The 25834-nt window shown below is 56.3% G+C and carries 25 protein-coding genes; 23 read left to right on the forward strand and 2 right to left on the reverse strand.

The window, feature by feature from the left end; genetic code table 11:
* Positions 1–71 precede the first annotated feature (71 nt).
* The 4 genes from C1N60_RS07990 to C1N60_RS08005 are packed head-to-tail and all read left to right on the forward strand — an operon-like array spanning position 72 to position 3678.
* On the forward strand, positions 72–1010 hold the full coding sequence (locus C1N60_RS07990) for an ABC transporter substrate-binding protein (protein ID WP_058757358.1): 939 nt from the start codon (positions 72–74) through the stop codon (positions 1008–1010).
* 57 nt (positions 1011–1067) lie between these two features.
* Positions 1068–1751, forward strand: coding sequence for a D-lyxose/D-mannose isomerase (locus C1N60_RS07995; RefSeq protein ID WP_021509813.1), 684 nt, complete (start codon positions 1068–1070; stop codon positions 1749–1751).
* A gap of 12 nt (positions 1752–1763) precedes the next feature.
* A complete protein-coding gene (locus tag C1N60_RS08000) occupies positions 1764–2624 on the forward strand; it encodes a ketose 1,6-bisphosphate aldolase (protein ID WP_150058616.1) in 861 nt (286 codons plus the stop codon).
* A 1-nt stretch (position 2625) separates the two neighbouring features.
* Positions 2626–3678: a carbohydrate kinase family protein gene (locus C1N60_RS08005; protein WP_166720678.1), complete on the forward strand. Its 1053-nt coding sequence runs from the start codon at positions 2626–2628 to the stop codon at positions 3676–3678.
* Here C1N60_RS08005 and C1N60_RS08010 read toward each other — a convergent pair.
* On the reverse strand, positions 3615–4361 hold the full coding sequence (locus C1N60_RS08010) for a response regulator (protein WP_021509816.1): 747 nt from the start codon (positions 4359–4361) through the stop codon (positions 3615–3617). The genes C1N60_RS08005 and C1N60_RS08010 overlap by 64 nt on opposite strands.
* 454 nt (positions 4362–4815) lie before the next feature.
* On the opposite strand from C1N60_RS08010, the gene C1N60_RS08015 reads away from it, so the two are divergent.
* Both C1N60_RS08015 and C1N60_RS08020 read left to right on the forward strand, forming a co-directional pair.
* Positions 4816–6114: an NCS2 family permease gene (locus C1N60_RS08015; protein ID WP_021509817.1), complete on the forward strand. Its 1299-nt coding sequence runs from the start codon at positions 4816–4818 to the stop codon at positions 6112–6114.
* Positions 6115–6452: 338 nt separating this feature from the next.
* A complete protein-coding gene (locus C1N60_RS08020) occupies positions 6453–6749 on the forward strand; it encodes a hypothetical protein (protein WP_215787651.1) in 297 nt (98 codons plus the stop codon).
* A 46-nt stretch (positions 6750–6795) separates the two neighbouring features.
* On the opposite strand, the gene C1N60_RS08025 is transcribed toward C1N60_RS08020, so the two are convergent.
* Positions 6796–8250 (reverse strand): AMP nucleosidase, encoded by a 1455-nt coding sequence (locus tag C1N60_RS08025; protein WP_021509819.1) that lies wholly within the window; start codon positions 8248–8250, stop codon positions 6796–6798.
* Positions 8251–8647: 397 nt separating this feature from the next.
* Between C1N60_RS08025 and C1N60_RS08030 the strand changes: the two genes are divergently transcribed.
* The 17 genes from C1N60_RS08030 (at position 8648) to C1N60_RS08110 (ending at position 25825) form a co-directional block, all read left to right on the forward strand.
* Positions 8648–9706, forward strand: a complete 1059-nt coding sequence (locus C1N60_RS08030) for a branched-chain amino acid ABC transporter substrate-binding protein (RefSeq protein ID WP_201449143.1) — start codon at positions 8648–8650, stop codon at positions 9704–9706.
* Positions 9707–9787: 81 nt separating this feature from the next.
* The gene (locus tag C1N60_RS08035) at positions 9788–10702 is read left to right on the forward strand and encodes an ABC transporter permease subunit (protein ID WP_021509822.1); all 915 of its coding nucleotides are present in this window, start codon (positions 9788–9790) and stop codon (positions 10700–10702) included.
* A gap of 10 nt (positions 10703–10712) precedes the next feature.
* Positions 10713–11996 (forward strand): high-affinity branched-chain amino acid ABC transporter permease LivM, encoded by a 1284-nt coding sequence (gene livM, locus C1N60_RS08040; protein ID WP_058757362.1) that lies wholly within the window; start codon positions 10713–10715, stop codon positions 11994–11996.
* On the forward strand, positions 11989–12864 hold the full coding sequence (locus C1N60_RS08045) for an ABC transporter ATP-binding protein (RefSeq protein ID WP_021509824.1): 876 nt from the start codon (positions 11989–11991) through the stop codon (positions 12862–12864). The genes livM and C1N60_RS08045 overlap by 8 nt, the downstream gene beginning before the upstream one ends.
* Complete coding sequence (locus C1N60_RS08050) at positions 12857–13606, forward strand: ABC transporter ATP-binding protein (RefSeq protein WP_058757363.1); 750 nt, start codon at positions 12857–12859, stop codon at positions 13604–13606. Before C1N60_RS08045 ends, C1N60_RS08050 begins: the two co-directional genes overlap by 8 nt.
* A gap of 120 nt (positions 13607–13726) precedes the next feature.
* On the forward strand, positions 13727–15148 hold the full coding sequence (locus C1N60_RS08055) for an EmmdR/YeeO family multidrug/toxin efflux MATE transporter (RefSeq protein ID WP_275028522.1): 1422 nt from the start codon (positions 13727–13729) through the stop codon (positions 15146–15148).
* Between the two features lie 495 nt (positions 15149–15643).
* Positions 15644–17494 carry a glycosyltransferase family 25 protein gene (locus tag C1N60_RS08060; protein WP_058771134.1) on the forward strand — a complete coding sequence of 617 codons (1851 nt, stop codon included), beginning with the start codon at positions 15644–15646 and terminating at the stop codon, positions 17492–17494.
* Positions 17484–18263, forward strand: a complete 780-nt coding sequence (locus C1N60_RS08065; RefSeq protein WP_072208966.1) for an NTP transferase domain-containing protein — start codon at positions 17484–17486, stop codon at positions 18261–18263. Before C1N60_RS08060 ends, C1N60_RS08065 begins: the two co-directional genes overlap by 11 nt.
* The gene (locus tag C1N60_RS08070) at positions 18260–18649 is read left to right on the forward strand and encodes a ParB N-terminal domain-containing protein (RefSeq protein WP_058757367.1); all 390 of its coding nucleotides are present in this window, start codon (positions 18260–18262) and stop codon (positions 18647–18649) included. The genes C1N60_RS08065 and C1N60_RS08070 overlap by 4 nt, the downstream gene beginning before the upstream one ends.
* Positions 18642–19313 (forward strand): NTP transferase domain-containing protein, encoded by a 672-nt coding sequence (locus C1N60_RS08075; protein WP_058771136.1) that lies wholly within the window; start codon positions 18642–18644, stop codon positions 19311–19313. The genes C1N60_RS08070 and C1N60_RS08075 overlap by 8 nt, the downstream gene beginning before the upstream one ends.
* Positions 19313–20542: a DUF711 family protein gene (locus tag C1N60_RS08080; protein ID WP_072208967.1), complete on the forward strand. Its 1230-nt coding sequence runs from the start codon at positions 19313–19315 to the stop codon at positions 20540–20542. The genes C1N60_RS08075 and C1N60_RS08080 overlap by 1 nt, the downstream gene beginning before the upstream one ends.
* Positions 20543–20558: 16 nt before the next feature.
* A complete protein-coding gene (locus C1N60_RS08085) occupies positions 20559–21263 on the forward strand; it encodes a class I SAM-dependent methyltransferase (protein ID WP_058771138.1) in 705 nt (234 codons plus the stop codon).
* Positions 21256–22002, forward strand: coding sequence for an aspartate/glutamate racemase family protein (locus C1N60_RS08090; protein WP_394521627.1), 747 nt, complete (start codon positions 21256–21258; stop codon positions 22000–22002). The genes C1N60_RS08085 and C1N60_RS08090 overlap by 8 nt, the downstream gene beginning before the upstream one ends.
* 236 nt (positions 22003–22238) lie before the next feature.
* Positions 22239–22691, forward strand: coding sequence for a DUF6130 family protein (locus C1N60_RS08095; RefSeq protein ID WP_021509834.1), 453 nt, complete (start codon positions 22239–22241; stop codon positions 22689–22691).
* A 17-nt stretch (positions 22692–22708) separates the two neighbouring features.
* Complete coding sequence (locus C1N60_RS08100) at positions 22709–23704, forward strand: alpha/beta fold hydrolase (protein ID WP_394521628.1); 996 nt, start codon at positions 22709–22711, stop codon at positions 23702–23704.
* Between the two features lie 73 nt (positions 23705–23777).
* The gene (locus C1N60_RS08105) at positions 23778–24518 is read left to right on the forward strand and encodes a response regulator (protein ID WP_021509836.1); all 741 of its coding nucleotides are present in this window, start codon (positions 23778–23780) and stop codon (positions 24516–24518) included.
* Positions 24515–25825, forward strand: a complete 1311-nt coding sequence (locus tag C1N60_RS08110) for a sensor histidine kinase (RefSeq protein WP_152390708.1) — start codon at positions 24515–24517, stop codon at positions 25823–25825. Before C1N60_RS08105 ends, C1N60_RS08110 begins: the two co-directional genes overlap by 4 nt.
* Positions 25826–25834 lie beyond the last annotated feature (9 nt).

Raw genomic sequence — 25834 nt, forward strand, 5'->3', positions numbered from 1 at the left:
AGAGGGTTAGGGTGAGGGCAAAGGCAAAGGCAATCAGGGCATAAAACCAAAAAAGCAGGAGAACATCGACTATGCGTTTTAATCCGATTATCACCGGACTGCTGGCCGCGACGCTGTTCAGTGCGCCATTTGTGCAGGCCAAAGAACTGAAATCCATCGGCGTGACGGTGGGCGATCTGGCTAACCCGTTCTTCGTCCAGATCACCAAAGGGGCGGAGCTCAAGGCGCGTCAGCTGGCGGGCGATAAGGTCAACGTGACGCTGGTCTCCAGCGGCTATGATCTTGGCCAGCAGGTAGCGCAGATTGACAACTTCATTGCCGCTAAAGTGGACATGATCATCCTCAACGCCGCCGACTCCAAAGGCATCGCGCCGGCGGTGAAGCGTGCGCGTGATGCCGGCATCGTGGTGGTGGCGGTAGACGTGGCCGCGGATGGTGCCAATGCCACCATCACCTCTGACAACACCCAGGCCGGGGCCATGGCCTGTAAATACATCTCCGACCGCCTGAAAGCCAAAGGCAACGTGGTTATCATCAACGGACCACCGGTGTCAGCGGTGCAGAACCGCGTGGAAGGCTGCATGAATGAGCTGAAAACCCACCCGGATATCAAACTGCTCTCTTACAACCAGAACGCCAAAGGCAGTCGCGAAGGCGGACTGGAAGTGATGACCGGCCTGCTGTCGGCCAATCCGAAGATTGATGCCGTGTTCGCCATCAACGATCCTACCGCTATCGGTGCCGATCTGGCGGCGAAACAGGCGCAGCGTAGCGAATTCTTTATCGTCGGCGTCGATGGATCGCCAGACGGCGAAGAGGCGCTGAAGCGCAAAGGCTCGCTGTTTGTCGCGACACCTGCCCAGGATCCGCAGGTGATGGCGGCTAAAGCAGTGGAGATTGGCTATGACATCCTGCAGGGCAAGCCAGCGCCGGATAAGCCGGTGCTGATTCCGGTAACGCTGATCGATCGTAACAATGTCAGCAGCTACAAAGGCTGGACGGTGAAATAAGCCACACGGGCGTCGCGGTGCACCTTGCGCGCCGCGACGTCCGCCGGAGACGCAGCTATGCAACGTTCCGAAGTTAACGCGATTTTGCAACTGACCCGTGAATTCTTTCTGCGGCAGGATGTGCATCTGCCGCCGTGGGCCGATTACGGTCTCAGCCAGTGGCGCGCGCTGGACACCTCAGCCGCTGCCGAACTGCTGGCACTGCACCTCGGCTGGGATGTCACCAGTTTTGGTGCCGATGATTTCAGTCAGACCGGCCTGACGCTGTTTACCCTGCGCAACGGTTCACGCGGCGGACAACCGTGGGGCAAACCGTATGCGGAGAAGATCATGCACGTGCGCGAAGGGCAGGTGACGCCGATGCATTATCATCCGCAAAAAATGGAAGACATTATCAACCGCGGCGGTGGCAACCTGATTGTCACGCTACACAATCGCGACGGCGATCGGCTGGCGGATTCGCCGGTACAGGTCACGCTGGATGGCATCTGCCAGACCCATGCCGCCGGTTCCCAGCTGCGGCTGTCACCCGGCGAAAGCGTAACGTTACTGCCCGGTGTCTGGCACAGCTTCTGGGGCGAAACCGGCTACGGCGATGTGCTGGTGGGCGAAGTCTCCATGCCCAATGACGATGAGCACGACAACGTCTTTCTTACCCCGCTGGCGCGCTTTAATCCGATTGATGAGGATGAAGCGCCGCGCTGGCTGCTGTGTAACGAATATCACCGCTGGCTGGCATAACAGGAGTGTTCCATGGCACTGATCTCTCTGGCGCAGGGCCTCGCCCATGCGCAGCAGCACGGTTACGCGCTCGGCGCGTTCAACGTTCTCGACACCCACTTTCTGCGCGCGCTGTTCCATGCGGCGGAGCAGCAGCGTTCACCGTTTATCATCAACATTGCCGAGGTGCATTTTAAATACGTCAGCCTGGAACCGCTGATCGCCGCTATCCGTGCCGAAGCGGCGCTGCACGCCATCCCGGTGGTGCTCAACCTCGATCACGGCCTGCATTTTGATGCAGTGATGCGGGCAATTCGCCTCGGCTTCACCTCGGTAATGTTCGATGGTTCAACCCTGAGCTATGACGAGAACATTCGCCAGACGCGGGAAGTGGTGAAAATGTGTCACGCGCTGGGCATTTCGGTCGAGGCTGAGCTGGGCGCCGTGGGCGGCGATGAGGGGGGCGCGCTGTTTGGCGAAGCGGACAGCAATAAATTCACCGACCCGGCGCTGGCGGCGGAATTTGTCCAGGCAACCGGCATCGACTGCCTCGCCGTGGCCATCGGCAACGCGCACGGCAAATACAAAGGCGAGCCCAGGCTTGATTTTGACCGTCTGGCGGCAATTCGCGCAGCGGCCGGCATTCCGCTGGTGCTGCACGGTGGTTCCGGCATCAGCGACGCCGATTTCCGCCGCGCCATCAGCCTCGGCATCCACAAAATCAACTTCTACACCGGTATGTCGCAGGCGGCGCTCGGGGCGATTGAAACGCAAATCACCCAGCGCGACGCGCGCTACGACTCGTTCGCCGAACTGTTAATGGCGGTTGAACGCGACATCGCCAGCGTTGTGGCCCAGCAGATGCAGGTGTTTGGCAGCGCCGGGAGGGCCTGACATGGCAGCACGCAACGGCATTCTGGCGGCGGGTAACATGCTGGTGGATCACGTGCAGCGCATCAGCCACTGGCCAGAACAGGGCTGGCTGGCGGAGATTAGCCACAGCGAGAAATGCAGCGGCGGTGCGGCGCTGAATGTGCTGTTTACCCTGGCGCGCATGCAGGTCGGTCTGCCGCTGGCCGCCGTGGGGATGCTGGGCGAGGACAGCGACGGTGATTACCTGCTGCAGCTGCTGGATGAACATCATGTTGACCGTCAGCACGTACAGCGCACCGGTGCGGCAGCCACGGCGATGACGCAGGTGATGACCGCGCCGGACGGTCAGCGCACCTTTTTTCACGCGCGCGGGGCTAATGCGCAGCTCGATGTGGCGCACTTCGCTCACCTCGCCACCGCGCACCGCATCTTCCACCTCGGCTATCTGCTGTTACTGGATAAGCTCGACCAGCCCGATGCGCAGTACGGTACCCGCAGCGCCCGGCTGCTGGCGGAGATGCAGCAGCGCGGTTATCTCACTTCGCTCGATCTGGTTTCGCGCGCCGGCGAGTATCAGGCGCTGGTGAAGCCGGCACTGCGCTGGCTCGATTATCTGGTGATTAACGAACTGGAAGCGCAGGCGCTCACCGGCATCGAGCTGCGCAGCAGTGGCACGCTGGCGTCGCCGGCGGCGTTTGCTGCGGCGGCACGCTGGCTGCTGGCGCAGGGTGTGCGCCAGCGCGTGGTAATTCATGCACCGGAAGGCGCCTGGGGCCAGCAGTCAGCGGGCGACGGCCTGTGGCAGCCCGCCTGGTGCTTAGCGGCAGAGGAGATTGTCGGCAGCGTCGGGGCGGGCGACGCCTTCTGCGCCGGCGTGCTGTACGCCAGCCATCAAAACTACAGCCTGCAGCAGACGTTAAAGCTGGCCCATACCTGCGCCAGCTTTAATCTGCATGCGGCCAACGCGCTGGACGGCATCCGGCCACTGAGCGAGATGCAGCGCTGGATGGATCAGGCGATTTGCGTTTCGCGCGCCGCGGCGGACGGGCGCATTACATCGGCGGAAAAAACATAGCCCAGTCCGCGAATGGTGCGGATCAGGATCGGCTGATGCGGATTAGCCTCGATTTTGCGTCTGAGGCGCATGATCAGCACATCAATGGTGCGATCGAACACGTCGAGGCTCTCGCTGTGGGTCAGCTCCAGCAGCTGGTCGCGCGTCAGAACCTTACGCGCGTGGCCGACCAGCGCGCGCAGCAGACTGTATTCGCCCTGAGTGAGCGGCACGCTTTCACGCTGCGGATTGAACAGCTGACAACGCACATCATCCAGCCGCCAGCCATTAAACTGCCAGCCCTCATCAATCACCGTTTCCGGCTGCGCCAGTCGCCCGCAGCGGCGCAGCGCCGCACGGGCCCGCGCCACCACCACACGGGGATTAAAGGGTTTGGCGATATAGTCGTCGGCGCCCATCTCCAGCCCAACCACCATATCGGCTTCCGATCCCATGCCGGTCAGCATGATCACCAGCAGCTCAGGGCGCTGACGCTGCATCTGCTGTAATACCAGCAGGCCGTTGGTATCGGGCAGCATCATATCCAGCATCACCAGGGAGATTTCCGGATGCTGCGCCAGCAGCGCCAGGGCGTCGCGCCCCTGATGACAGCTATAAACGGTAAACACATGTTCGCTCAGCACATCGTGCAGCAATTCGCAGATGGCACGATCATCATCAACGACCAGAATCGCGGGCTTCATTGCACTGCCTCTTTTGTTGCGAAAGGGTTAAACGCAGTGTAACCCGGCGTTTTTAAGCTGCTGAAACGCGCAGCAGAAACGTGAGCGCCATCGCCTGGCAGAGTGTGAAAGCGTGCGTTACCGCAATATTTCACCCCCGGCTGCGCACGGCGGGAAAACGTTTGCGCGCAGGTGGTGCAATGCACCATAATCGCGCCTCGTTCTGGTTCAGAATTTTCTTAGCCGCAACGGCACGCTGAAACGGAAACGATTGCGTCAGGGAGTGGCATAGCAATTGCTATGTGGACAGGGGATAGCACACGACGTTCTGCTGCCAGCGGTGGCAAAACGCCGGCATAAAAAAATAATTTTCCTCACTTTTTCCGCGTCAGCTTAGCCACCACGCGCGGAATAGCGGGAAAACGCCTTGGCAAGAGAGAGCAGGCCTGCGGGCCGTCTCCGCTGATGAGAGATGATGATGTTAGAAAAACTTTTTAAGTTAAAAGCTCACCACACCACGGTGCGCACCGAAATCATTGCCGGTATCACGACCTTTCTGGCAATGGCCTACATCCTGTTTGTGAATCCCAGCATCCTCGGGGCGACCGGTATGGATAAAGGCTCGGTGTTTGTTGCCACCTGTCTGGCCGCGGCCATCGGTTCGATTCTGATGGGCCTGATCGCCAACTATCCGATCGCGCTGGCACCGGGCATGGGCCTGAACGCCTTCTTCACCTACACCGTGGTGCTGCATATGGGCTACACCTGGCAGATCGCGCTGGGTGCGGTGTTCCTCTCGGCGGTGATCTTCTTTGCGCTGTCGATTTTTAAAATTCGCGAATGGATTATTGCCAGCATTCCGCTGCCGCTGCGTGCCGGGATTGCGGCAGGCATTGGCCTGTTCCTCGCACTGATTGCGCTGGAAGGAGCGGGCATCGTGGTGGATAACCCGGCTACGCTGGTCGGTCTGGGCGACCTGACCAAACCGGGTCCGCTGCTGGCGCTGCTGGGCTTCTTTATCATTGTGGTGCTGGAAGCGCGTCGCGTGACCGGCGCCGTACTGATCGGCATTCTGGTTGTTACCTTTATCTCGATGGGCATTGGCCTGACGCCGTTCGCGGGCGTGTTCTCTGCGCCGCCGTCGATTGCGCCGACCTTTATGCAGCTGGATATCGCCGGCGCGTTCAACGTTGGCCTGGTGAGCGTGATCTTTGCGTTCCTGTTTGTCGACGTGTTTGATAACACCGGCACGCTGCTGGGCGTGACGAAACGCGCCGGTCTGGCCGATGAGCAGGGCAACGTGCCGAAAATGGGCCGTGCGCTGATCGCCGATAGCGCCGCTGCGCTGTTCGGTTCACTGCTGGGTACCTCAACCACCACCAGCTATGTGGAGTCCGCTGCGGGCGTCAGCGCCGGCGGTCGTACCGGTCTGACGGCGATTGTGGTCGCCATTCTGTTCCTGCTCAGCCTGTTCTTCTCGCCACTGGCGGGTAGCGTGCCGGTCTACGCCACGGCGCCAGCGCTGCTGTTCGTCGCGGTGCTGATGGCCTCCGGTCTGGCAGAAATTGACTGGAAAGATGTCACCACGGCTGCACCGGTCACCGTGACCGCGCTGACCATGCCGCTGACTTACTCAATCGCCAACGGTATCGCCTTTGGTTTTATTACCTGGACGGTGGTGAAACTGCTGAGTGGCCGCACCAAAGAGGTCAATGCGGCGCTGGTGATTCTGTCGATTCTGTTTGTGATTAAACTCGGCTGGCTGAGTGCCTGATGCTGTGTTACGGAAGCCCGCCCGGGCTTCCGTGTAAGTTGTTACATTTGCGCAAGGATTGTTTGCGTGATGTCTCGCAATTCCTGCCCGTCCCCACTTTTCTCTTTCAGGCCTGTTGTTTACTGTCTCTCCGTAAATTCTGCCATGCGCAAATTTTTTGCCTGCAGTGGCGGGATCGTGGAATGTTTAATCGCTGCCGCTCTGCTTAAATAGCGGTGTAGTGAGGCGATGACACAAGGTTGCTGAAGAAGGACAAGATAATGGATTATCCCGTTTGCACGCTGTCGCATCGGTTGCCGCCTCGCCTTCTGGCGTTAAGAAATCAGGGAGCACCGCTAATGGTACGATTAACCCAACACGTAGAACAGCTGGCGAACACCACTCAGCTGTTACAGCAGGATGTCGCGGTCCTGACCGCGCGTTTTGAAAATTTTGCCACCAGAGCGGACGTGGAACGCGTGCGTACCGAACAGGGGCTGATGTGCAATCAACTGATGAATGAGATCGGTCAGGTGGAGAAGCGTATCGATAAAAAGTTCGAACGGTTAAATGGCAGACTGATCTGGACCCTCATGTTGCCGGCTATCCTCGCCGTACTGGCATGGTTTGTAAAAGTGGCGGTGCTGAAAATTTAAGGTTGCCAGCAGAAATCCGGCCCGTCCATGGGCCGGAACAGCGGATTTAGCGGAAGGGCGGTTCGTTGAAGGTACGTAGTTTTCTGGAGTGCAGTTTGTCACCCTCGGCGCGCAGCAGCTCAACCGCGCAGATGCCAATCTGCAGATGTTCCGAGATCGCGCCCTCATAGAAACGATTGGCCTGGCCGGGCAGCTTGATCTCACCGTGCAGCGGTTTATCCGAGACGCACAGCAGGGTGCCATACGGTACGCGGAAACGATAGCCCTGTGCGGCAATGGTGGCGCTCTCCATATCCACCGCCACCGCGCGACTCAGGTTGAAGCGTAACGCAGATGCGGAGTAGCGCAGCTCCCAGTTGCGGTCGTCTGTGGTGACGACCGTACCGGTGCGCAGGCGCTGCTTCACCTCTTCGCCGGGCATACCGCTGACCGCTTTGGTGGCGTCGTACAGGGCACGCTGCACCTCCGCAATGCTCGGGATCGGGATATCCGGCGGTAGTACGCTGTCCAGCACGTGGTCGTCACGCAGATAGGCGTGTGCCAGCACGTAATCGCCGATGCTCTGGCTTTCACGCAGGCCACCGCAGTGACCAATCATCAGCCACGCATGTGGACGCACCACCGCGAGGTGGTCGCAGATGGTTTTGGCGTTCGACGGACCGACGCCAATATTCACCAGCGTGATGCCGCGACGATTGGGCGAGGTTAAATGCCAGGCGGGCATCTGATGCTTCTTCCACGCCAGATCCGACATCATCGCCGTTGGGTCCTGCGTTTCCGCCGTGATCACCACGTCGCCGGCGCAGGCGAGACTGTCGTACGGCGTGCTGGGGTCCTGCACCTGCTCAATCGCCCAGCGCACGAACTCATCGACGTAGCGCGTGTAGTTGGTGAACAGCACAAACGGCTGGAAGTGTTCTACCGCGGTGCCGGTGTAGTGACGCAGGCGCGCCAGGGAGAAATCGGTGCGTAGCGCGTCAAAATGCGACAGCGGGAACAGCGCGTCGGCGTTGAACAGGCCATCAGCGGTTTCATCGCCAATCTGCGACAGCTCGGTCGTCGGGAAATGGCGCGCAATACTGGCGCTCATGGAGCGGTCCAGCGACAGGTCGGAGCCATCAATCACATAGGGATAAGGGATTTCCTGCTGTGACGGACCCACCTCAATCAGCACGTCGTACTCTTTTTCGATCATCTGCAGCTGTTCGCTGAGATAGTGACGCAGCAGCGCCGGGCGCGTGATGGTCGTGCTGTAGCGGCCGGTGTGGGTAAAACGTCCCCAGGCGCGGGTGCGATTTTGCTGCGGGCCTTCACCCTGCCAGGTGATGCGCAGCTCCGGATAGACAAACAGCCCCTGCTGGCGCAGTCCGGCGTCCGGCAATGTGCCGCTGGCAGTGAACGTGCGAATGGCGTTGCGCAGCGCTTCAACCGCGTCGTCATACAGACGCTCCAGTTGATCCAGCGCCTGTTCAGTGGTCAATCCGTTCCGTTGCGTATTCATAGATTCTCCTTCAGCAAGTTGGACCGATTTGACCAGAGCATAGCGGATAAACTTCTCATCACGATGAAGAATCTGTGATCGAACGCATTCTGCACCATCACGGTGCTGGTAGGCGGCAAAAGGCTGGCTATGTTTATCAGGTGCAGGGAGGCCACATCGCACGTTTTCCGCCCGGCTGCGATGCCGCTGCAAAAAATTGTCACCGATTGTCTTCTCTGGCGAGCTTTTTGCTTAAATTTCAACCGTGGTCGCGCTGACCACACTGCTCTCGAAGTGTTTCAGATTGATTTCTCCCAGGCCGTGGTATGGCTCCGTTCCTGACCCGTTGAGGATTGAAAGCATGTCTTTGAAATTCATAAAACACCCATTGAAGGTGGTGATGGCAGGTTGTTTAAGCATGGCGTTCTACGCGCAGGCTGACATAAAGATCGGCGTGGCCGGTCCGTTTACCGGACCGAATGCTACGTACGGTACACAATACTGGAAGGGCGCCAGCCAGGCCGCGGCGGACATTAACGCGGCGGGCGGCATAAACGGTGAAAAAATTGTGCTGGTGCAGGGCGATGACGCCTGCGAACCCAAGCAGGCGGTGGCCGTTGCCAACCGGCTGGTGGATCAGGACAAAGTGATGGCGGTGGTGGGCCATTTCTGCTCGTCCTCGACCATGCCAGCCTCAGAGGTGTACGACGAGGCGGGCGTACTGGCGATTACGCCCGGTTCAACCAATCCACAAATCACCGAGCGCGGCATGAAAACCCTGTTCCGCATGTGCGGGCGTGATGACCAGCAGGGAAGTATCGCCGCGAACTATATTCTCGATACGCTGAAAGCGAAGAAAGTGGCGGTAATCCACGATAAAGATACTTACGGTCAGGGGCTGGCGGATGCCACCAAAGCGGCGCTGGAGAAACGCGGCGTCAAAGAGGTGCTGTATGAGGGGCTGTCGCGCGGTGAAAAAGACTTCAACGCGCTGGTCACCAAAATCGGCGCGGTGAAACCGGATGTGGTCTATTTCGGTGGCTGCCATCCGGAGGCGGGTCCGCTGGTGCGGCAGATGCGTGAGCAGGGCGTCAATGCGGCTTTCTTCTCCGGCGACTGCATCGTGACGGAAGAACTGGTGACTGCCGCCGGCGGTCCGCAGTTCACCAAAGGCGTGTACATGACCTTCGGCAATGACCCGCGCACCATCGCGGATGGCAAAGCGGTGATTGAAAAATTCCGCGCCAGCGGTTTTGAGCCGGAAGGGTATACGCTGTACGCCTACGCCTCCATTCAGGCTCTGGCCGCCGCCTACAAAGCGGCAGGTAAAGACAATGCCAAAGCCAGCGACTGGCTGAAGGCCAACAGCGTTGACACCGTGATGGGCAAGAAGGCGTGGGACGAAAAAGGCGACCTTAAAGTCTCGGATTACGTGGTCTATCAGTGGGATGACAAAGGCAAATATCACCAGCTGTAATTCGCTCTGCGGCCCCGCGCGCAGCGGGGCCGTTCGCATCTGAGCGTGACCTGTGCACGCCTTCCACCTGCGAGAGACAATATGGACGCCTTTTTTATACAGCAGCTGATTAACGGCCTGACGCTGGGCGCGGTCTACGGGCTGATCGCCATCGGCTACACCATGGTTTACGGCATTATCGGCATGATCAACTTCGCCCACGGCGAGGTGTACATGATCTCTGCTTATCTGTGTGCGATCGGGCTGGCGCTGCTCAGCTACTTTGGCATTCACTCCTTTCCACTGCTGATCTTTGGCACGCTGTTGTTCACCATCGTGGTCACCGCCGCTTACGGCTGGGCCATTGAGCGCATTGCCTATCGCCCGCTGCGCAATTCCACCCGACTGGCACCGCTGATCTCTGCCATTGGTATGTCGCTGATTCTGCAAAACTATGTGCAGCTCAGTCAGGGACCGAATCAGCAGGGCATTCCCACCTTGCTCAGTGGCGTGCTGCGTATGGAGATCGACGGCGGCGTGGTGCAAATCACCTGGACCAAAGTATTTATCCTGGTGGCGGCGCTGTGCGGGATGGCGCTGCTGACCTGGATTATCCAGTACACCAAACTGGGCCGTATCTGCCGTGCGGTCCAGCAGGATCGGCGCATGGCGTCGATTCTCGGTATCAATACCGACCGGGTGATTTCGCTGGTGTTTGTCATCGGCGCGGCGATGGCCGGGCTGGCCGGGGTGCTGGTTACCATGAACTACGGCACGTTTGATTTCTACGCCGGCTTCATTATCGGCATCAAAGCCTTCACCGCGGCGGTGCTGGGGGGCATCGGTTCGCTGCCCGGCGCGATGCTGGGCGGTTTGCTGCTGGGCGTGGCCGAGGCGCAGTTCGCCGGGCTGGTGAACTCCGATTACAAAGATGTGTTCTCGTTTTCGCTGCTGGTGGTGATTTTAATCTTCCGTCCGCAGGGACTGCTGGGCCGGCCGCTGGTCGCCAAAGTGTGAGGAAGCCAGAATGAAGGCAATGACGCAAACAAGCGGCATCCGTCAGGTGCTGCTCGACACGCTGCTGGCCGGTGCCGTCGCGCTGGTGGTGTTCGGCCCGGTAGTGGGCGTGGTGCTCAGCGGCTACAGTTTTACGCTGTCGCCGCTGCGCGTGGCGCTGCTGGTGGCGGTGGTGATGGCAGGACGTTTGCTGCTGGGGCTGTTTCTGCATACCGCCGTGGGGCGCCGTTTTCTGCGCAAGTTTGAGGGCAACGATGACGGCGTATACGTGCGTGAACCCGGGTACCGCTCGCGCCTGCGCTGGATAATACCGCTGCTGCTGGTTGTGGCCCTGGCGTTTCCGTTTCTCTCCAGCAAGTATCTGCTGACGGTGGCGATTCTCGGGCTGATCTATGTGCTGCTGGGACTCGGGCTCAATATCGTGGTCGGCCTCGCCGGGCTGCTCGATCTGGGCTATGTGGCATTTTACGCCATTGGTGCCTACGGGCTGGCGCTGGGCTATCAGTATCTCGGGCTGGGTTTCTGGAGCATGATCCCCATCGCTGCGCTGCTGGCGGCATTGGCCGGTGCGCTGCTGGGCTTTCCGGTGCTGCGCATGCACGGTGACTATCTGGCTATCGTCACGCTCGGCTTCGGTGAAATTATCCGGCTGGTGCTGAATAACTGGTTGTCGTTCACCGGGGGGCCGAACGGCGTCTCGGTGCCGTCACCGACCTTTCTCGGCCTTGAATTCGCCCGCCGGGCAAAAGAGGGCGGCATACCGTACCACCAGTTTCTGCATCTCGATTACAACCCCAACATGAAGTTCATCTTTATCTACGTCGTGCTGGTGCTGGTGGTGCTGCTGGTGCTGTTTATCAAGCACCGGCTGACGCGCATGCCGATTGGCCGGGCGTGGGAAGCTTTGCGTGAAGATGAAATCGCCTGTCGCGCTATGGGGCTGAATCACGTGCTGGTGAAGCTGTCGGCCTTCATGCTCGGTGCCTCAACCGCCGGTATTGCCGGGGTATTTTTCGCCAGCTATCAGGGGTTCGTTAATCCCACCTCGTTTACCTTTTTTGAGTCCGCGCTTATTCTGGCCATCGTGGTGCTGGGCGGGATGGGCTCGACGCTCGGCGTGGTGCTGGCCGCGTTTGTGCTGACGGTGGCGCCCGAGCTGCTGCGCAGCTTTGCCGAGTACCGCGTGCTGCTGTTTGGCATGTTGATGGTGCTGATGATGATCTGGCGTCCGCGCGGCCTGGTGCGCACCGCACGCGTCGGGGTGCCGCTGAGAAAAGGAGTACGCCATGAGTGATGCCATCCTGCAGGTGGATAACCTGATGATGCGCTTTGGCGGCATCAAAGCGCTGAATGATGTCAGCCTGCGCGTGGAGCGCGGCTCGGTCACCGCGCTGATTGGCCCCAACGGCGCGGGCAAAACCACGGTATTTAACTGCCTGACGGGATTTTATCGCGCCAGCGGCGGGCGCATTGTGCTCAATGCCCATCAGCGCAGCACCGATGTGATTCAGGTGCTGGGCCAGAAGATTCAGCCGGGTGACTGGCTGCGGCCGGCGCGGCTGGGCTCGCGCATCTGGTACAAGATGTTTGGCGGCGCACATCTGGTCAACCGCGCCGGTCTGGCGCGTACCTTTCAGAACATACGCCTGTTTCGCGAGATGTCGGTGGTGGAAAACCTGCTGGTGGCGCAGCATATGCAGGTCAACCGTCAGCTGCTGGCCGGCATCCTCAATACCCGCGGCTATCGGGCAGCGGAGAGTCGCGCGCTCGATCGCGCTTTTTACTGGCTGGAGCGTGTTGATCTGGTCAGCAGTGCCAACCGGCTGGCCGGTACGCTCTCTTACGGCCAGCAGCGCCGGCTGGAGATTGCGCGCGCCATGTGCACCCGGCCGGAACTGATCTGCCTGGATGAGCCCGCAGCGGGGCTTAATCCGGTCGAAACCGAGGCGCTGAGCCAGATTCTGCACCAGCTGCGCGCCGATCATCGCATCAGCGTGCTGTTGATTGAACACGATATGCCGATGGTGATGCGCATTTCCGATCACATCGTCGTGCTGGATCACGGTGACGTGATCGCCCAGGGCACGCCGCAGCAGATTCGACACGATGCGAAGGTGATCGCCGCTTATCTCGGCGCGGAAGAGGAGAGCGAGCATGGCTGAAGCAATGCTGGCGTTTGAACAGGTGGATGTGTTTTACGGCCCGGTGCAGGCGCTGAAGCAGGTGTCGCTGACCGTGGCGGAAGGGGAAACCGTGGCGCTGATTGGGGCCAACGGTGCAGGAAAATCCACGCTGCTGATGTCTATTTTTGGTCAGCCGCGCATTGCCAGCGGTGAAATTCGCCTGCGCGGAGAGCCCATTAGCCAGCGGTCGACCCATTTTATCGCCGCCAGCGGTATTGCCCAGGCGCCGGAAGGACGGCGCATCTTTCCGGATATGACGGTGGAAGAGAACCTGCTGATGGGCACCATCGCCATCGGCGAGCGCTACATGAAGCAGGATAAAGAACGCATGTACACGCTGTTTCCACGCCTGCTGGAGCGGCGAAAACAGCGGGCAATGACACTCTCCGGCGGCGAGCAGCAAATGCTGGCGATCGCCCGAGCGCTGATGAGCCGGCCGCGTCTGCTGCTGCTGGATGAACCCAGCCTCGGGCTGGCCCCGCTGGTGGTAAAGCAGATTTTCAGCATCCTGCGCGAGCTGACGCAGCAGGGCATGACGCTGTTTCTGGTGGAGCAGAACGCGCGCCACGCGCTGCAACTGGCGGATCGCGGTTATGTGATGGTCAATGGCGAAATTCGTCTGAGCGGCAGCGGTAGCGAACTGTTGCACAACGAAGAGGTGCGCAGCGCCTATCTGGGCGGCAGCGTCGGCGCGGGCGGGGAGTCAGCAAAAAGTTTGTAATAATGATTAAATGGTGACGGGAAACACTTTGCATAATCGTTAGCAGCCTATCATCATTATTACTCTACTTCTTAACCAAAGTGATTTGGTACTCCCTTGCAAAATCCTGGCGTAGCAGTAATGCGGGCGATCAGAAACACGGCGTGGTATCCCAAACGCCGTGCTTATCGCACGCTGTTGTGGCGTGAAATCACCCCACTGGCGGTGCCCATCTTTATTGAGAACCTGTGCGTGATGCTGATGGGGGTTCTCAGTACCTTTCTGGTGAGCTGGCTGGGCAAAGAGGCGATGGCAGGCGTCGGGCTGGCCGACAGCTTCAACATGGTGATCATCTCCTTTTTTGCCGCTATCGATCTCGGTACCACGGTGGTGGTGGCGTTCAGCCTGGCCAAACGCAACGGTAAGCGGGCGCGTGCGGCGACGCGGCAGTCGCTGGGCCTGATGACGGTGCTGGCGTTTGTGCTGGTGATCGCCATCGAGTTCTGGGGGCATCTGATCGTGGACGTGATCGCCGGTAACGCCGAGCCGCAGGTAAAAGAACTGGCGCTCAGCTATCTGCAAACCTCCGCGTGGAGCTATCCGGCGGCGGCGATTGCGCTGATAGGCAGCGGCGCGTTGCGCGGTGCCGGCAACACCAAAATTCCGATGCTGATCAACGGCGGCATGAATATCCTGAATATCATCATCAGTAGCGTGCTGATCTACGGTGCGCTCGGCTGGGAAGGGATGGGATTTGTCGGTGCCGGGCTGGGATTAACCATTTCACGCTATATCGGTGCCGCTGCGGCTATTTACGTGCTATATCGCGGCATCAGCCCGGCACTGAAAATCACGCTGGCCAGCTATTTCCGCCGCTGGGATCGTAACATCCTGATGGAAGTGCTGGGGATTGGCGTACCGGCCAGTATCGAATCTGTGTTGTTCAACGGCGGTAAACTGCTGACGCAGATTTTTGTCGCTGGCATGGGCACCAATGAGATCGCCGGTAATTTTATTGCCTTCTCCATCGCCACGCTGATCAACCTGCCGGGCAACGCGCTGGGGTCGGCGTCGACCATTATCACCGGCAGGCGCTTAGGGAAAAATCAGGTGATGCAGGCGGAGCGGCAGATCAAGCACGTATTCTGGCTGGCGATGATTGGGCTGTGCACGCTGGCGTTTATCACCGTGCCGCTGGCGGGCACGCTGGCGCGATTCTACACCCGCGATCCGCAGGTGATTGAGGTAACCAAACACCTGATCTGGCTGAATGCCGCCTTTATGCCTGTCTGGACCGCCTCCTGGGTGCTGCCGGCCGGGCTAAAAGGCGCGCGCGACGCACGGTACACCATGTATGTATCGATGTTCAGTATGTGGGGCGCGCGCGTGGTGGCCGGTTATCTGCTCGGCATTGTGCTGGGCATGGGGGTGACTGGCGTCTGGCTCGGCATGTTCCTCGACTGGACGGTGCGCGGTATCTGCTTCTGGTGGCGTTTAACCAGCGGCAAATGGCTGAACAATTACCGCAAAATGCTCGCGAAGAGCAGTGGCCCACAGGGCTGAGGAATCCCCACAAAAAGACAGGCACAGGGTTTTGTGATCGGGTTATTGCGCCAGCAAAAACAGATCGCACCCTATGCCTGCCATACCCGGCCCCGCCTCAAGCCGCACGGCTATTTTCGGACTGACCGCTGCCTTTCCGCTGGCAACCTAACTCAGCGCTTTCGTGAATTCGAACGTGATGCGACAACTGTGCGCCTTGCCACGCATACGGGCCGCTTCAGCGTTTACACAAATCTTCAGGCTTGCAGCCCGGAGCAGTACAGTACAAAAAGCTTGCCTTCATCGTGGCGGTTATACATCCAGCTGCGATGATTCAGCGCGAGTGAGATGATCGATGGCTGTCAGGCTGGCGCAGCCCGAACAAGCTGCCTGCACCGGCTCATCACCTGCTGAGCCCTCGCCAGTAAACCTAAAAAATTTTTTTATTTTCCTTAAGAATTGTCTTTATTGCGCCGTCCTGAAAATGAGAGCTTTCTTAGTGCGATGGGTGTAGAGATGATGGCAGTCAACTGGCAGACAATAGATAAGGTTGTATACATCAACCTGAACAAACGCAAGGATCGCAGGGTACGTATCGCTCGTCAATTAAAAGCAATTGGCGTACCACGTGAAAAGATTGTCCGTTTTGAGGCTATTGAAGAAGCGCCAGGCTATATCGGCTGTATTAAATCACATATTCTCGTGCTGCAAATGGCTCAGCAAAACGGCTGGAAAAATGTATTGATTCTGGAAGACGATATGGTTTTCCATGATGATATTCAGACCAAACAGCGAATTGATCTATTTCTCTCCTCTTTACAGCAGATCAACTGGCATGTCGCGCTGCTCGCTGCCCACTATGATAACGTCGTGCCGTTAAAAAGTGTGGATTTTATTGTTAAGCCGCAATATGCATGGTGCGCTTGCGCTTACATTGTGAACAGTGATTACTATTCCACTCTCATTGATAATTATGCAGAAAGCTTGCAGGGGTTACTGGCGGGTGGCGTTCCTCAGTGCTGGGCTTTAGATGTACGCTGGAATAGTTTGATAAAACGTGACCGCTGGTTGGGTATCTTTCCCAATGCGGGCTATCAGGCCGCTGATAAAAGTGATATTGAAAACCAACCTGTTGATTATCGAGCGCATTTCGCTAAAAAATTAGAAGAAATAGTCTGGCCAGCCTATCAACCTGGCGAAGAAAAGATAAAAGTGGATATCTTTTTCCAGTGGGCCCCCGGCTGGACTAACTTTGAGTCGGTATATCGCGCTATGCAGGCCAAACCGCATTTTGATTGCCAGATTATCCTTGCGCCCTATTTCAGTCGGGGCACAAAAGCACCGGATTACACTGCACAGCGTGATTTATTAAATGATAAGGGTATCCGGTATACCGAGTATCACGAGTATGAGATTACAGCGCGTAAGCCCCATGTGGTTTTTTTACAAAATCCTTATGATGATGCACGTCCCAATGAACTGCAAAGTTTGACGCTTAATCGACGCAATATTTCTATCGCCTATATTCCTTATGGGTTAGATATGGGTGATGGCGAGAGAAACCGTGTTTATCAGTACAATCTTCCCTGTCAAAATGTTGCCAGGTGGGTATTCGTTCGCTCTCAGCGGCATAAAGATGAGTTTGCTAAATATTGCGGAAATGGCAATCATCACGTCTATGTTAGCGGACATCCAAAGCTAGATAACTATCCATCACGCTTTGGCGTCCAGACGGATGGCAAAGTTAATAAAGGCAAGCCAACGCTATTATGGGCGCCGCATTTCGTCATGCCTGATGATGAAAAGATGTGGTCTACGTTTAATTTATATACACAGGCAATGCTTGATATCATCAAACGTGATGACGTCAATTTGATTATTCGGCCACATCCGCTTTTTAAACAATTTCTGGATATTCGTAAAGAGCGCGGAACACACAGCGAAACTGCTCAGAACTGGCAAATGCTGCGCGAATACTCTCATCTCAAATCACATGTGGAGTGGGATTTTTCTGCAGATTATCGCTACGCCTTTTCACAATCAGATGCGCTGATGGCAGATGCAGGATCGTTTTTGCTGGAGTATTTACCTTCGCGTAAGCCAATCCTTTTCCTGACTCATGAAAATTGCCTCGGTATTAACAGTAGCGCTGAATTTATTTATGACGCTTATGACGTTGCGAATGAATCCGCAGATATTAAAACTTTCGTTGATAATCTTGTTTCAGGCAAGGATCCCATGCGTGATAAGCGACTGCAGGTTTTACGTGATGAACTTCATATGCCAGAGCAGGGCGCAGGCAGTGAGATTGTAAAAATCATTGAAAAAACCCTTATGCCCGCTGGAGTTCATCACAATGTCTTCTAAACGCGCCGCAATATTACTGGTTGCTGGTCAGGGAACGAGAATGGGGCATCTGACCCTAAATTATCCTAAATGCTTGCTGCCGGTCGGTGAAATCACAGTGCTGGATACGTTGCTGACTGAGCTGTTAAAATGCGGCGAGCGTGAAATTGTACTGGTTACCGGTCATCAGTCATCAGTTGTAGAACGCTGGATTAAAGATAATTATGCTGATGCTAATATTAAGTTAGCGCACAATGATAATTATAAAAATGATGTTAACATATTATCCGTTGAAAAAGGTGTCCGCGCGCTTAATCATCCTGAATATGGCTATACAATTATCGAAACGGATGTTCTGCTGGATCCACGTGTATGGCCGCGGTTAATGCAAGCTGAAATGGGCAGTGACAGTTTTTGGCTCACCCATGGTTATTACAACTCTTGTCTTACTGGCGGTATTGTCGAAGCCAGTAAAGCTGAACCTGCTATAAAGAAAATTGCCTATGTGCCCGATTACGACTCCGCATTTGATGGCTGGATGAAAATGGTCGGCTTGCTAAGTGTCTCTCCGGAACAGGTGGAAAAAGATCGACGCCTGCGGCAGACGTTTTTACAGCAAAGCACCCAGCAATATTACATGGCACCCTGGATTGTACACCGCTCTTGCTTACCCTGCCGTGCTGTAGATATTACGGATTTGTTTGCAAGATCTTTCAACGAAGAAGTCGATTACCGGCAGGCGGTTGCGGATTATCATTTATTATTAGAAAATTTTGAGGCACTAAAATGAATGTAGAGTTTTTTGAACCACAAAAATTGCGCCATATTGAAAAATTCAGTTCACGTCGCGTTGAATGGTTGCGTAATAAAATTATTCAGGAAGGCGTATGGGTAAAACCTCTGGCGCTTGATCTACACCATAATCTGGTACTGGACGGCCAGCACCGTATGGAAGTCGCGCTCAGTCTGGGACTAAAAAGAGTGCCGGTCGTACGATTTGATTACGCCTCGGTGCCATTAAGATCGTTGCGCGAAAATCATCAATTTGACTGGCAGGAAGTGGCGCGGCGTGCATTAATCAATGACATCTACCCTTATAAAACGGTAAAGCATGATTTCGTTGTACCCATGCCGGTATGTCAATTTTCGCTGCAGGAGTTAGGCTATCATGGTTGAAAATGCCATCATTCTGGCCGCCGGCAGAAGCCTGCAACTGGATGGTAAAAATAAAGTTTTAATTCGCCATCCCAAAACGCGGAAAACGATTCTCGACTATGCTATTGATGCCTTTCATGGGAAAAAAATTACCGTAGTTATTGGCTTTGGTGCGTTACAGATTATGGAGTCCTACCCTAATCTGAATTACGTTATCAATGACAACTGGGCAACGACTAATAATGCAATGAGTCTGGGATTGGCCCTGAATCAGATTAATAGCCCCACGTATGTTGTCTCGGGAGATATGTTTTTTTCTCCTCAGCTTATCCATGAAATGGATCACGCTGAGGGAAATCTCGTTTTGACTCACCAGCGGCATAATCGCATGCTGACCTCCATTCATTGTGACGTTAATCGCCAGGGCATCGTGGAGGAGACGTATCTGGGACCGATACGCGCCGCAGAGCACCCTGAGGCTATGGGTCTGTTTAAAGTCAGTGATATGGCACTCCTGAGTCAGTGGCATAAGCAATGCCTGCGGTATGGTAATTTGTATGCCGCCCAAACGTTACCGTGTCAGAAAACGACAGCACTCTTCGCTCACGACCTGGGGGAGCATGCATTTAATGAAATTAATACGCTGGCAGATTACTGGCGTCTGATGCAGGAGGATCACGGTTAATGATACGAGCTATTACGCTGGGCTTGCCTTACTCCGCTATTTCCGACGGGCATTCTGAGTCACGTTTACATCACTTTCGCACGTTAGTGATTGATAAACTCCAGTCTCGTCGTTGGCCACTGCGAACCTTACGTTTAACCCTGCCACCATTGAATGAGCGTGATGAAGATGAGATTTATACCCTGCCAGCACGAATAAATTCAATCAATGCGTTGGCTGAAAGACTTGATATTCGTTGGTTTTGCTTACCGCTGGACTTAACGCATGGCGATAATTACCACGGACGGTTAGATGCCGCGTTTGCTTTACTCTTCAGGCAACCGCGTATGTTTCTGAATCTGATGGTAGCCGATGAGCAGGGTATAAATATTCGAGCCAGCCATGACGTTGCCCGTTTCATGTTGCAGGTAGCACATCGCAGTAATAATGGCTTTGATAATTTCCGCCTCGGTGCCTCATTGCGTTGTCCGCCAAATGCCCCGTTTTTTCCCTTTTCCCGGCATGAAGGTGAGACACTGAAGTTTAGTTTTGCCCTCGAAACTACCGATATTGCTTTGGAATTGAGTGAGCAGGTGCGGGAAGGCAACATGCTGCTGGCGGACTTTGCTGACCAGTTTATTCTTCGACTCTGCGCACGCTTACGCGAAATTGATGCATTCGGTCATGAGCTGGCGTCTGATTCAGGGCTTGAGTATGCCGGTCTGGATGCCTCGCTGGCGCCTTTTCCGGATGGCAGTATTTCTGTCGGCAGGTTAGTTGAAAATCTTGGTGCGCGTCCTGGTGGCGTTCAGGGATCACTCTTTATAACCAGTATTCTGACGAATGCGATTAAAAGCGCAGTCGCAATCAGTGGTGCTCGCGCAACGGGTTTCAATGGCGTCATGTTCTCAGTACTGGAAGATGATGCCCTGGCGAGTACCAATAATCGTCGTGCATTAAGCATTGATACGCTTAATGCATGGTCAACTGTTTGTGGTTGTGGATTAGATATGCTCCCGGTGCCAGGTTCGACACTGCCTGAAGATATTGCCGCGATTATTCTTGATACGGCTGCACTCGCGGTGCGGTTAACGAAACCGCTCGGTGTACGTTTATTACCTATTCCTGGCGGAGAGGTAAATGAATTTACACGCTTTAATTATGACTTCCTCTGCAATAGCCGCATTATGAATGTCGCGAAAAGTGATGTTGATTTTTCTGCTGATAATGAACGCTGGACGTATCGCTAAAATCAGGCTTAATGAAATGTTAGATGCAAAAAAAGTGAAGGATTTTTGGGATCGCCGACCGGATAATTACAATAAGTTATCGTTTGAAAGTTTAGCAAGTCTGGAAAACGATCCAAAATTTCTCGATATTAAAATTCGCACAGAGATGCAAAAAGTTTTTGCCTGGTTGCCTGACCTGACAGGGAAAACGGTACTTGATCTCGGCGCCGGGGTCGGGCAGTGGGCTTTTCGTTTTCAGCATGAGGGCGCAAAAAAAATCACCGCTGTAGAGTTTTCAGCTGCAATGATTGAAGTGGGTAAGCTTGAAGCCAGAAAACGCAATATTGATAATGTCGATTTCATTCTTTCATCTGCCGAGAATTATTGTAGCCAAGAGCAGTACGATGTCATTTTCATATCTGGCCTGATGATCTACCTTAATGATGAGCAAGCTGAAAAATTGTTAGGTAATTTGCGTGCTTACAGTAAACCAGAAAGCACTATATTATTGCGTGATGGTACGGGTGTCGGTGAAAGATTCGAAATCAATAACCGCTATTCTGCGAATCTGCAAGCAGAGTATTCGGCTACATATCGAACTGCTGAGCAATACGAAGACCTATTTGCGCGACATGGTTTCAGCTTAACCAGGAGTGAAAATATGTTCCCTGAAGGTCATATGCTTAATAAGTATCCTGAAACCCGATTACGCCTTTATCACTTTGAGCAAAAAAATGATTAATATCTCACCTCTCTATGACGATGTTAGCTGGCCGGCAGATGAAGGTGTTTTAGGCGTCGTAGGCGTAGCCCCCTGGGCAACACTGGATTTTTGCCAGCAGCTGTATGGCCTGGTTCAGGCAGATAAAGAGTGGCAATATCCGCGACTTATTATTGATAATAATAGTAAAATTCCCAGCCGCGGGCGTCATTTGCAACTGGGTGAACGTGATCCTTCTCCCTGGATTCACGCAACTATTACAGAACTCGCTGCTGCGGGTGCTACGGTTGCCGTTGTGCCTTGTAATACCGCTCACCTCCTTTGGTCGCGCTGGAGCAAGGACGCAGCTATTCCGGTTATTAATATTATTGATGCCACACTTGAGCATATTGCGCCTCAGGGCAAGCGGGTCGTTGTGCTCGGTTCGCAAATGTTGTACCAGAGCAGGCTGTATCAGGATGCGCTTACGCAACAGCACGCCGAGATCGTCAATGTAGCTGCATCCACCCAACAGCTAGTGACACGCTGCATTAACGAGATAAAAGCGACAAAAAGCGTGTCTGAACTATCAATGCGCCAGTTAGCGGACGCCGTAAATAGCTGGAAGCAACAGGGTGCTACGCACATTATTCTGGCTTGCACAGAGTTGAGTTTGCTAAAACACAGCGCGATCTGGCAGGAAATGACGTTAATTGATTCGAGCGAAGCTCTCGCGCGTGCCGCTTTGCGCGCCATATCATTTCGCCGCCTGCGTAATTAAGGCGGACGAATTATTTCAACGTCGAAGGGCCGCTTAACTCATTAATTTTCCCGCCCCCGGGCCTGTGAAAAGACTGCTTTGATTTTCCCCCGGGCGGGGTAAACACCAGTTTGTATCACACTGTATCTCCCGCCACACAGCACACACGCCGTTGCATAACCCGCCAATCTGTACATATCCGCTATACATCGCCGTGGTCTTCTGTACGCATCAACCGAATGCATGGAGATACCACGATGTTAACCCGACTGTTTATTTCAACGTTACTGATGGGCGCCTCTGCGACCTGCGCCTGGGCGGAGCGACTGAGCGCTGCTGACGTGCTCGGCCCGGCGGCCGTGGCGCCACTGGATCATCCCCAGCCGCCTGCGCGATTAATTGTGGATGCGCCGCTGGCCGGACCGCTGCGCAAGGGCGCGGTGTTTATCCAGTACCGGGCAGAAAATCTGCGCATCGAGCCCGTGTTTGGCCAGGAAGCGCTGAAAATCACGCCGCGCATCGGCCACATTCACGTCATCGTGGATGACAACCCGTGGCACTGGGCGGACACCAGCGGTGAGCCGGTGATTCTGGTCGGTCTGCCTGTCGGGCCGCACAAGGTCACCCTTATTCTTGCCGATCCTACGCATAAACCGATCGACAGCAAAACCATCACCTTTAACGTGCCCGTACAGATTGCACCGCACTGATTACCCGGAGATAAATTATGAAAACACTGTTACGTCAGACTCTGTTGGCAACGCTGGTTCTCACGGCGGCAGGCACCGCGTTTGCCGCCACCCCGGCCTCACACGATTACGCCGCTGACTTCAGCCACGTGCAGCAGATCAACGCGGGCGTGCTGAACACAGGCTATGTGGACATCGGTCCGCGTGACGGCCAGGCGGTGATTTTGCTGCACGGCTGGCCGTACGATATCCAGAGCTATGCTCAGGTGGCACCGGCGCTGGCGGCAAAAGGGTATCGGGTGATCGTGCCGTATCTGCGCGGCTTCGGCAGCACGCGTTTCCTGTCGGATAAAACGCCGCGTAACGGCCAGCCTTCGGCAATCGCAGCGGACGTCGTGGCGCTGATGGATGCGCTCAATATCAAGCAGGCCGTGCTGGGCGGCTTTGACTGGGGCGCACGCACCGCGGACATCGTCGCGGCGCTATGGCCGGAACGGGTAAAATCGCTGGTGTCAGTCAGCGGCTATCTGATCAGTAGCCAGCAGTTGGGTAAAAAACCGCTGCCGCCAGAGGCCGAACAGCAGTGGTGGTATCAGTTCTATTTCGCCACTGAGCGCGGTCAGCAGGGGTATGCTGCCCATACACACGACTTTGCGAAACTGATCTGGCAGCAGGCATCGCCCGGCTGGAAATTCAGCGATGCCACCTTTAACCAGAGCGCCAAAGCGCTGGATAATGCGGATCAGGTGGCGATCACTATCAGCAACTACCGCTGGCGCCTGGGCCTGGAAAAAGGCGAGCAAAAATATGCCGCTTATGAGAAAACATTAGCCACGTTACCGACAATTCGCGTCCCCACCATCACCATCGAAGGGGATAATAACGGGGCGCCGCACCCGGCACCGGAGACGTACCGCACCAGGTTCAGCGCCAGCTACCAGCATCGCACCTTCACGGGCAATATCGGACACAATCCGCCAGCGGAAGCACCGCAGGCGTTTGTGCAAGCCGTTGAGGATGCGGCCGCACTGTAGCGGAGTAATTCACGACCCGGACCGGCCATCGCGTGCCGGTCTTTTTTGCATAAGTGGCTGACAGGAGGCTGTTTTGGAGCACGTTGATCACATTCTGGTGGTGGATGATGACCGGGATATCCGCGAACTGATAACCGACTATCTGATTAAGTCCGGTTACCGCGCCACCGGTGCGGCCAATGGCCGCGAAATGCGCGCCGTGCTGAGCAGCAGCCTGGTGGATCTGGTGGTGCTGGATATCATGATGCCGGGGGACGATGGCCTGACGCTGTGCCGTCAGCTGCGCAGCGATCCCCGGCAGAACCTGCCGGTACTGATGCTTACTGCCCGCAGCGAAGAGACCGATCGCATTCTCGGGCTGGAGATGGGGGCGGATGATTACCTGATCAAACCCTTTGTGGCACGTGAGCTGCTGGCGCGCATCAAAGCGATCCTGCGCCGTACCCGTGCGCTGCCGCCGAATTTACATATTACCGGGGCCGGCCGCATCATTGCCTTTGGCGAGTGGCAGCTGGATACCTCCGCGCGCCATCTGCTGGACAGCGACGGCGTGATTGTGGCGCTGAGTGGCGCAGAGTACCGCCTGCTGCGCGTGTTTCTCGACCATCCGCAGCGCGTGCTGAATCGCGATCAGCTGCTCAACCTGACGCAGGGCCGTGACGCGGAGCTGTTTGAACGCTCGATCGATCTGCTGGTTAGCCGGCTGCGCCAGCGGTTACGCGAAGATGCCCGTGAACCGGCCTACATCAAAACGGTCCGCAGCGAAGGTTACGTACTGGCGAGCACGGTGGTGATCAAAGAGGCGCATCAATGAGGCTATGGCCGCGATCGCTGCTGTCACGCCTGCTGATTATCGTGTTGGGCGGGCTGCTGCTGGCGAATACTCTCACGCTGGCAAGCCTGCTGATTGAACGCATGAGCAGCGCTAAAAGCGTGATGCTGGGCAACCTGGAGTACGATGTGGCGACCAGCGTGGCAATCCTCGATCGTCTGCCGGCGGACGAGCGTCCGGGCTGGCTGGCGAAGCTGGCGCGCGGCAACTATCGCTACAGTCTGTCGCCGGGCGAAGCGGGGCCGTATCCCTCCAGCTGGCGCACGCGCGACGCGGTACGCTCACTGCAGGAGACGCTTGGCGGGCGCTATCAGATGAGCATTCATGCGATTCCGGGGCCGCGGGAGCATATTCAGGTGCATCTGACGCTGCATGACGGCGCGCCGCTCACGCTCGATCTCTGGCCGCGCATGCCGGCGATTGCGCGCTGGCTGCCGCTGGTGCTGATGGGTCAGCTCCTGCTGCTGCTGTGCTGCGCATGGCTGGCGGTGCGACAGGTGGTGCGACCGTTTGTGCGCTTTACCCAGGCGGTGGATGCGCTCAAACCGGCCGCCAGCCACGCACAGCTGATGGCAGAGCACGGCCCGGATGAAGTGCAGCAGGCGGCGCGTGCGTTTAACGCTATGCAGCTGCGGATTCAGGATCACCTTAAAGCGCGTGCGCAAATCCTTGCGGCCATCTCCCACGATCTGCAAACCCCGATCACTCGCATGAAGCTGCGGGTGGAGATGGCGGAGCAGCCTGAGCTGCGCGACAAACTGCTGAGCGATCTCGATAACATGAGCCGTCTGGTGCGCGAGGGCATCGCCTATGCACGCTCATCGGAAGTGCTGGAGGAGAAGCGCCAGAGCGTCAGCCTCAACGCGCTGCTGGATAGCGTAGTCTGTGACTATCAGGATGTCGGTAAAGCGGTGAACTTTGTGCCGTGCACCGGCCATGACACCTTCGCCGTGCGGCCGCAGGCACTCCGGCGCATCATGACCAACCTGATCGATAATGCGCTCAAGTTTGGCGGCGAAGCGGAGGTTGAACTCTGTTCGCCCCAGGGTGACAGCGTAGAGATTCGGGTGCGTGATAACGGGCCTGGCATCCCGGAGGAGGCGTTACAGGCGGTGCTGGAGCCCTTCTACCGCGTGGAGAGTTCACGCAATCGCCACACCGGCGGGACCGGGCTCGGCCTGGCGATCGCCACCCAGCTGGTGAGCCAGATGGCGGGCAGCCTGCAGTTGCGTAACCGGGCAGCTGGCGGGCTGGAAGCGTGCATCATCCTGCAGCAGCAGGATGTGTAACCTGATGTA

This window comes from Pantoea sp. SGAir0184, assembly GCF_043544755.1.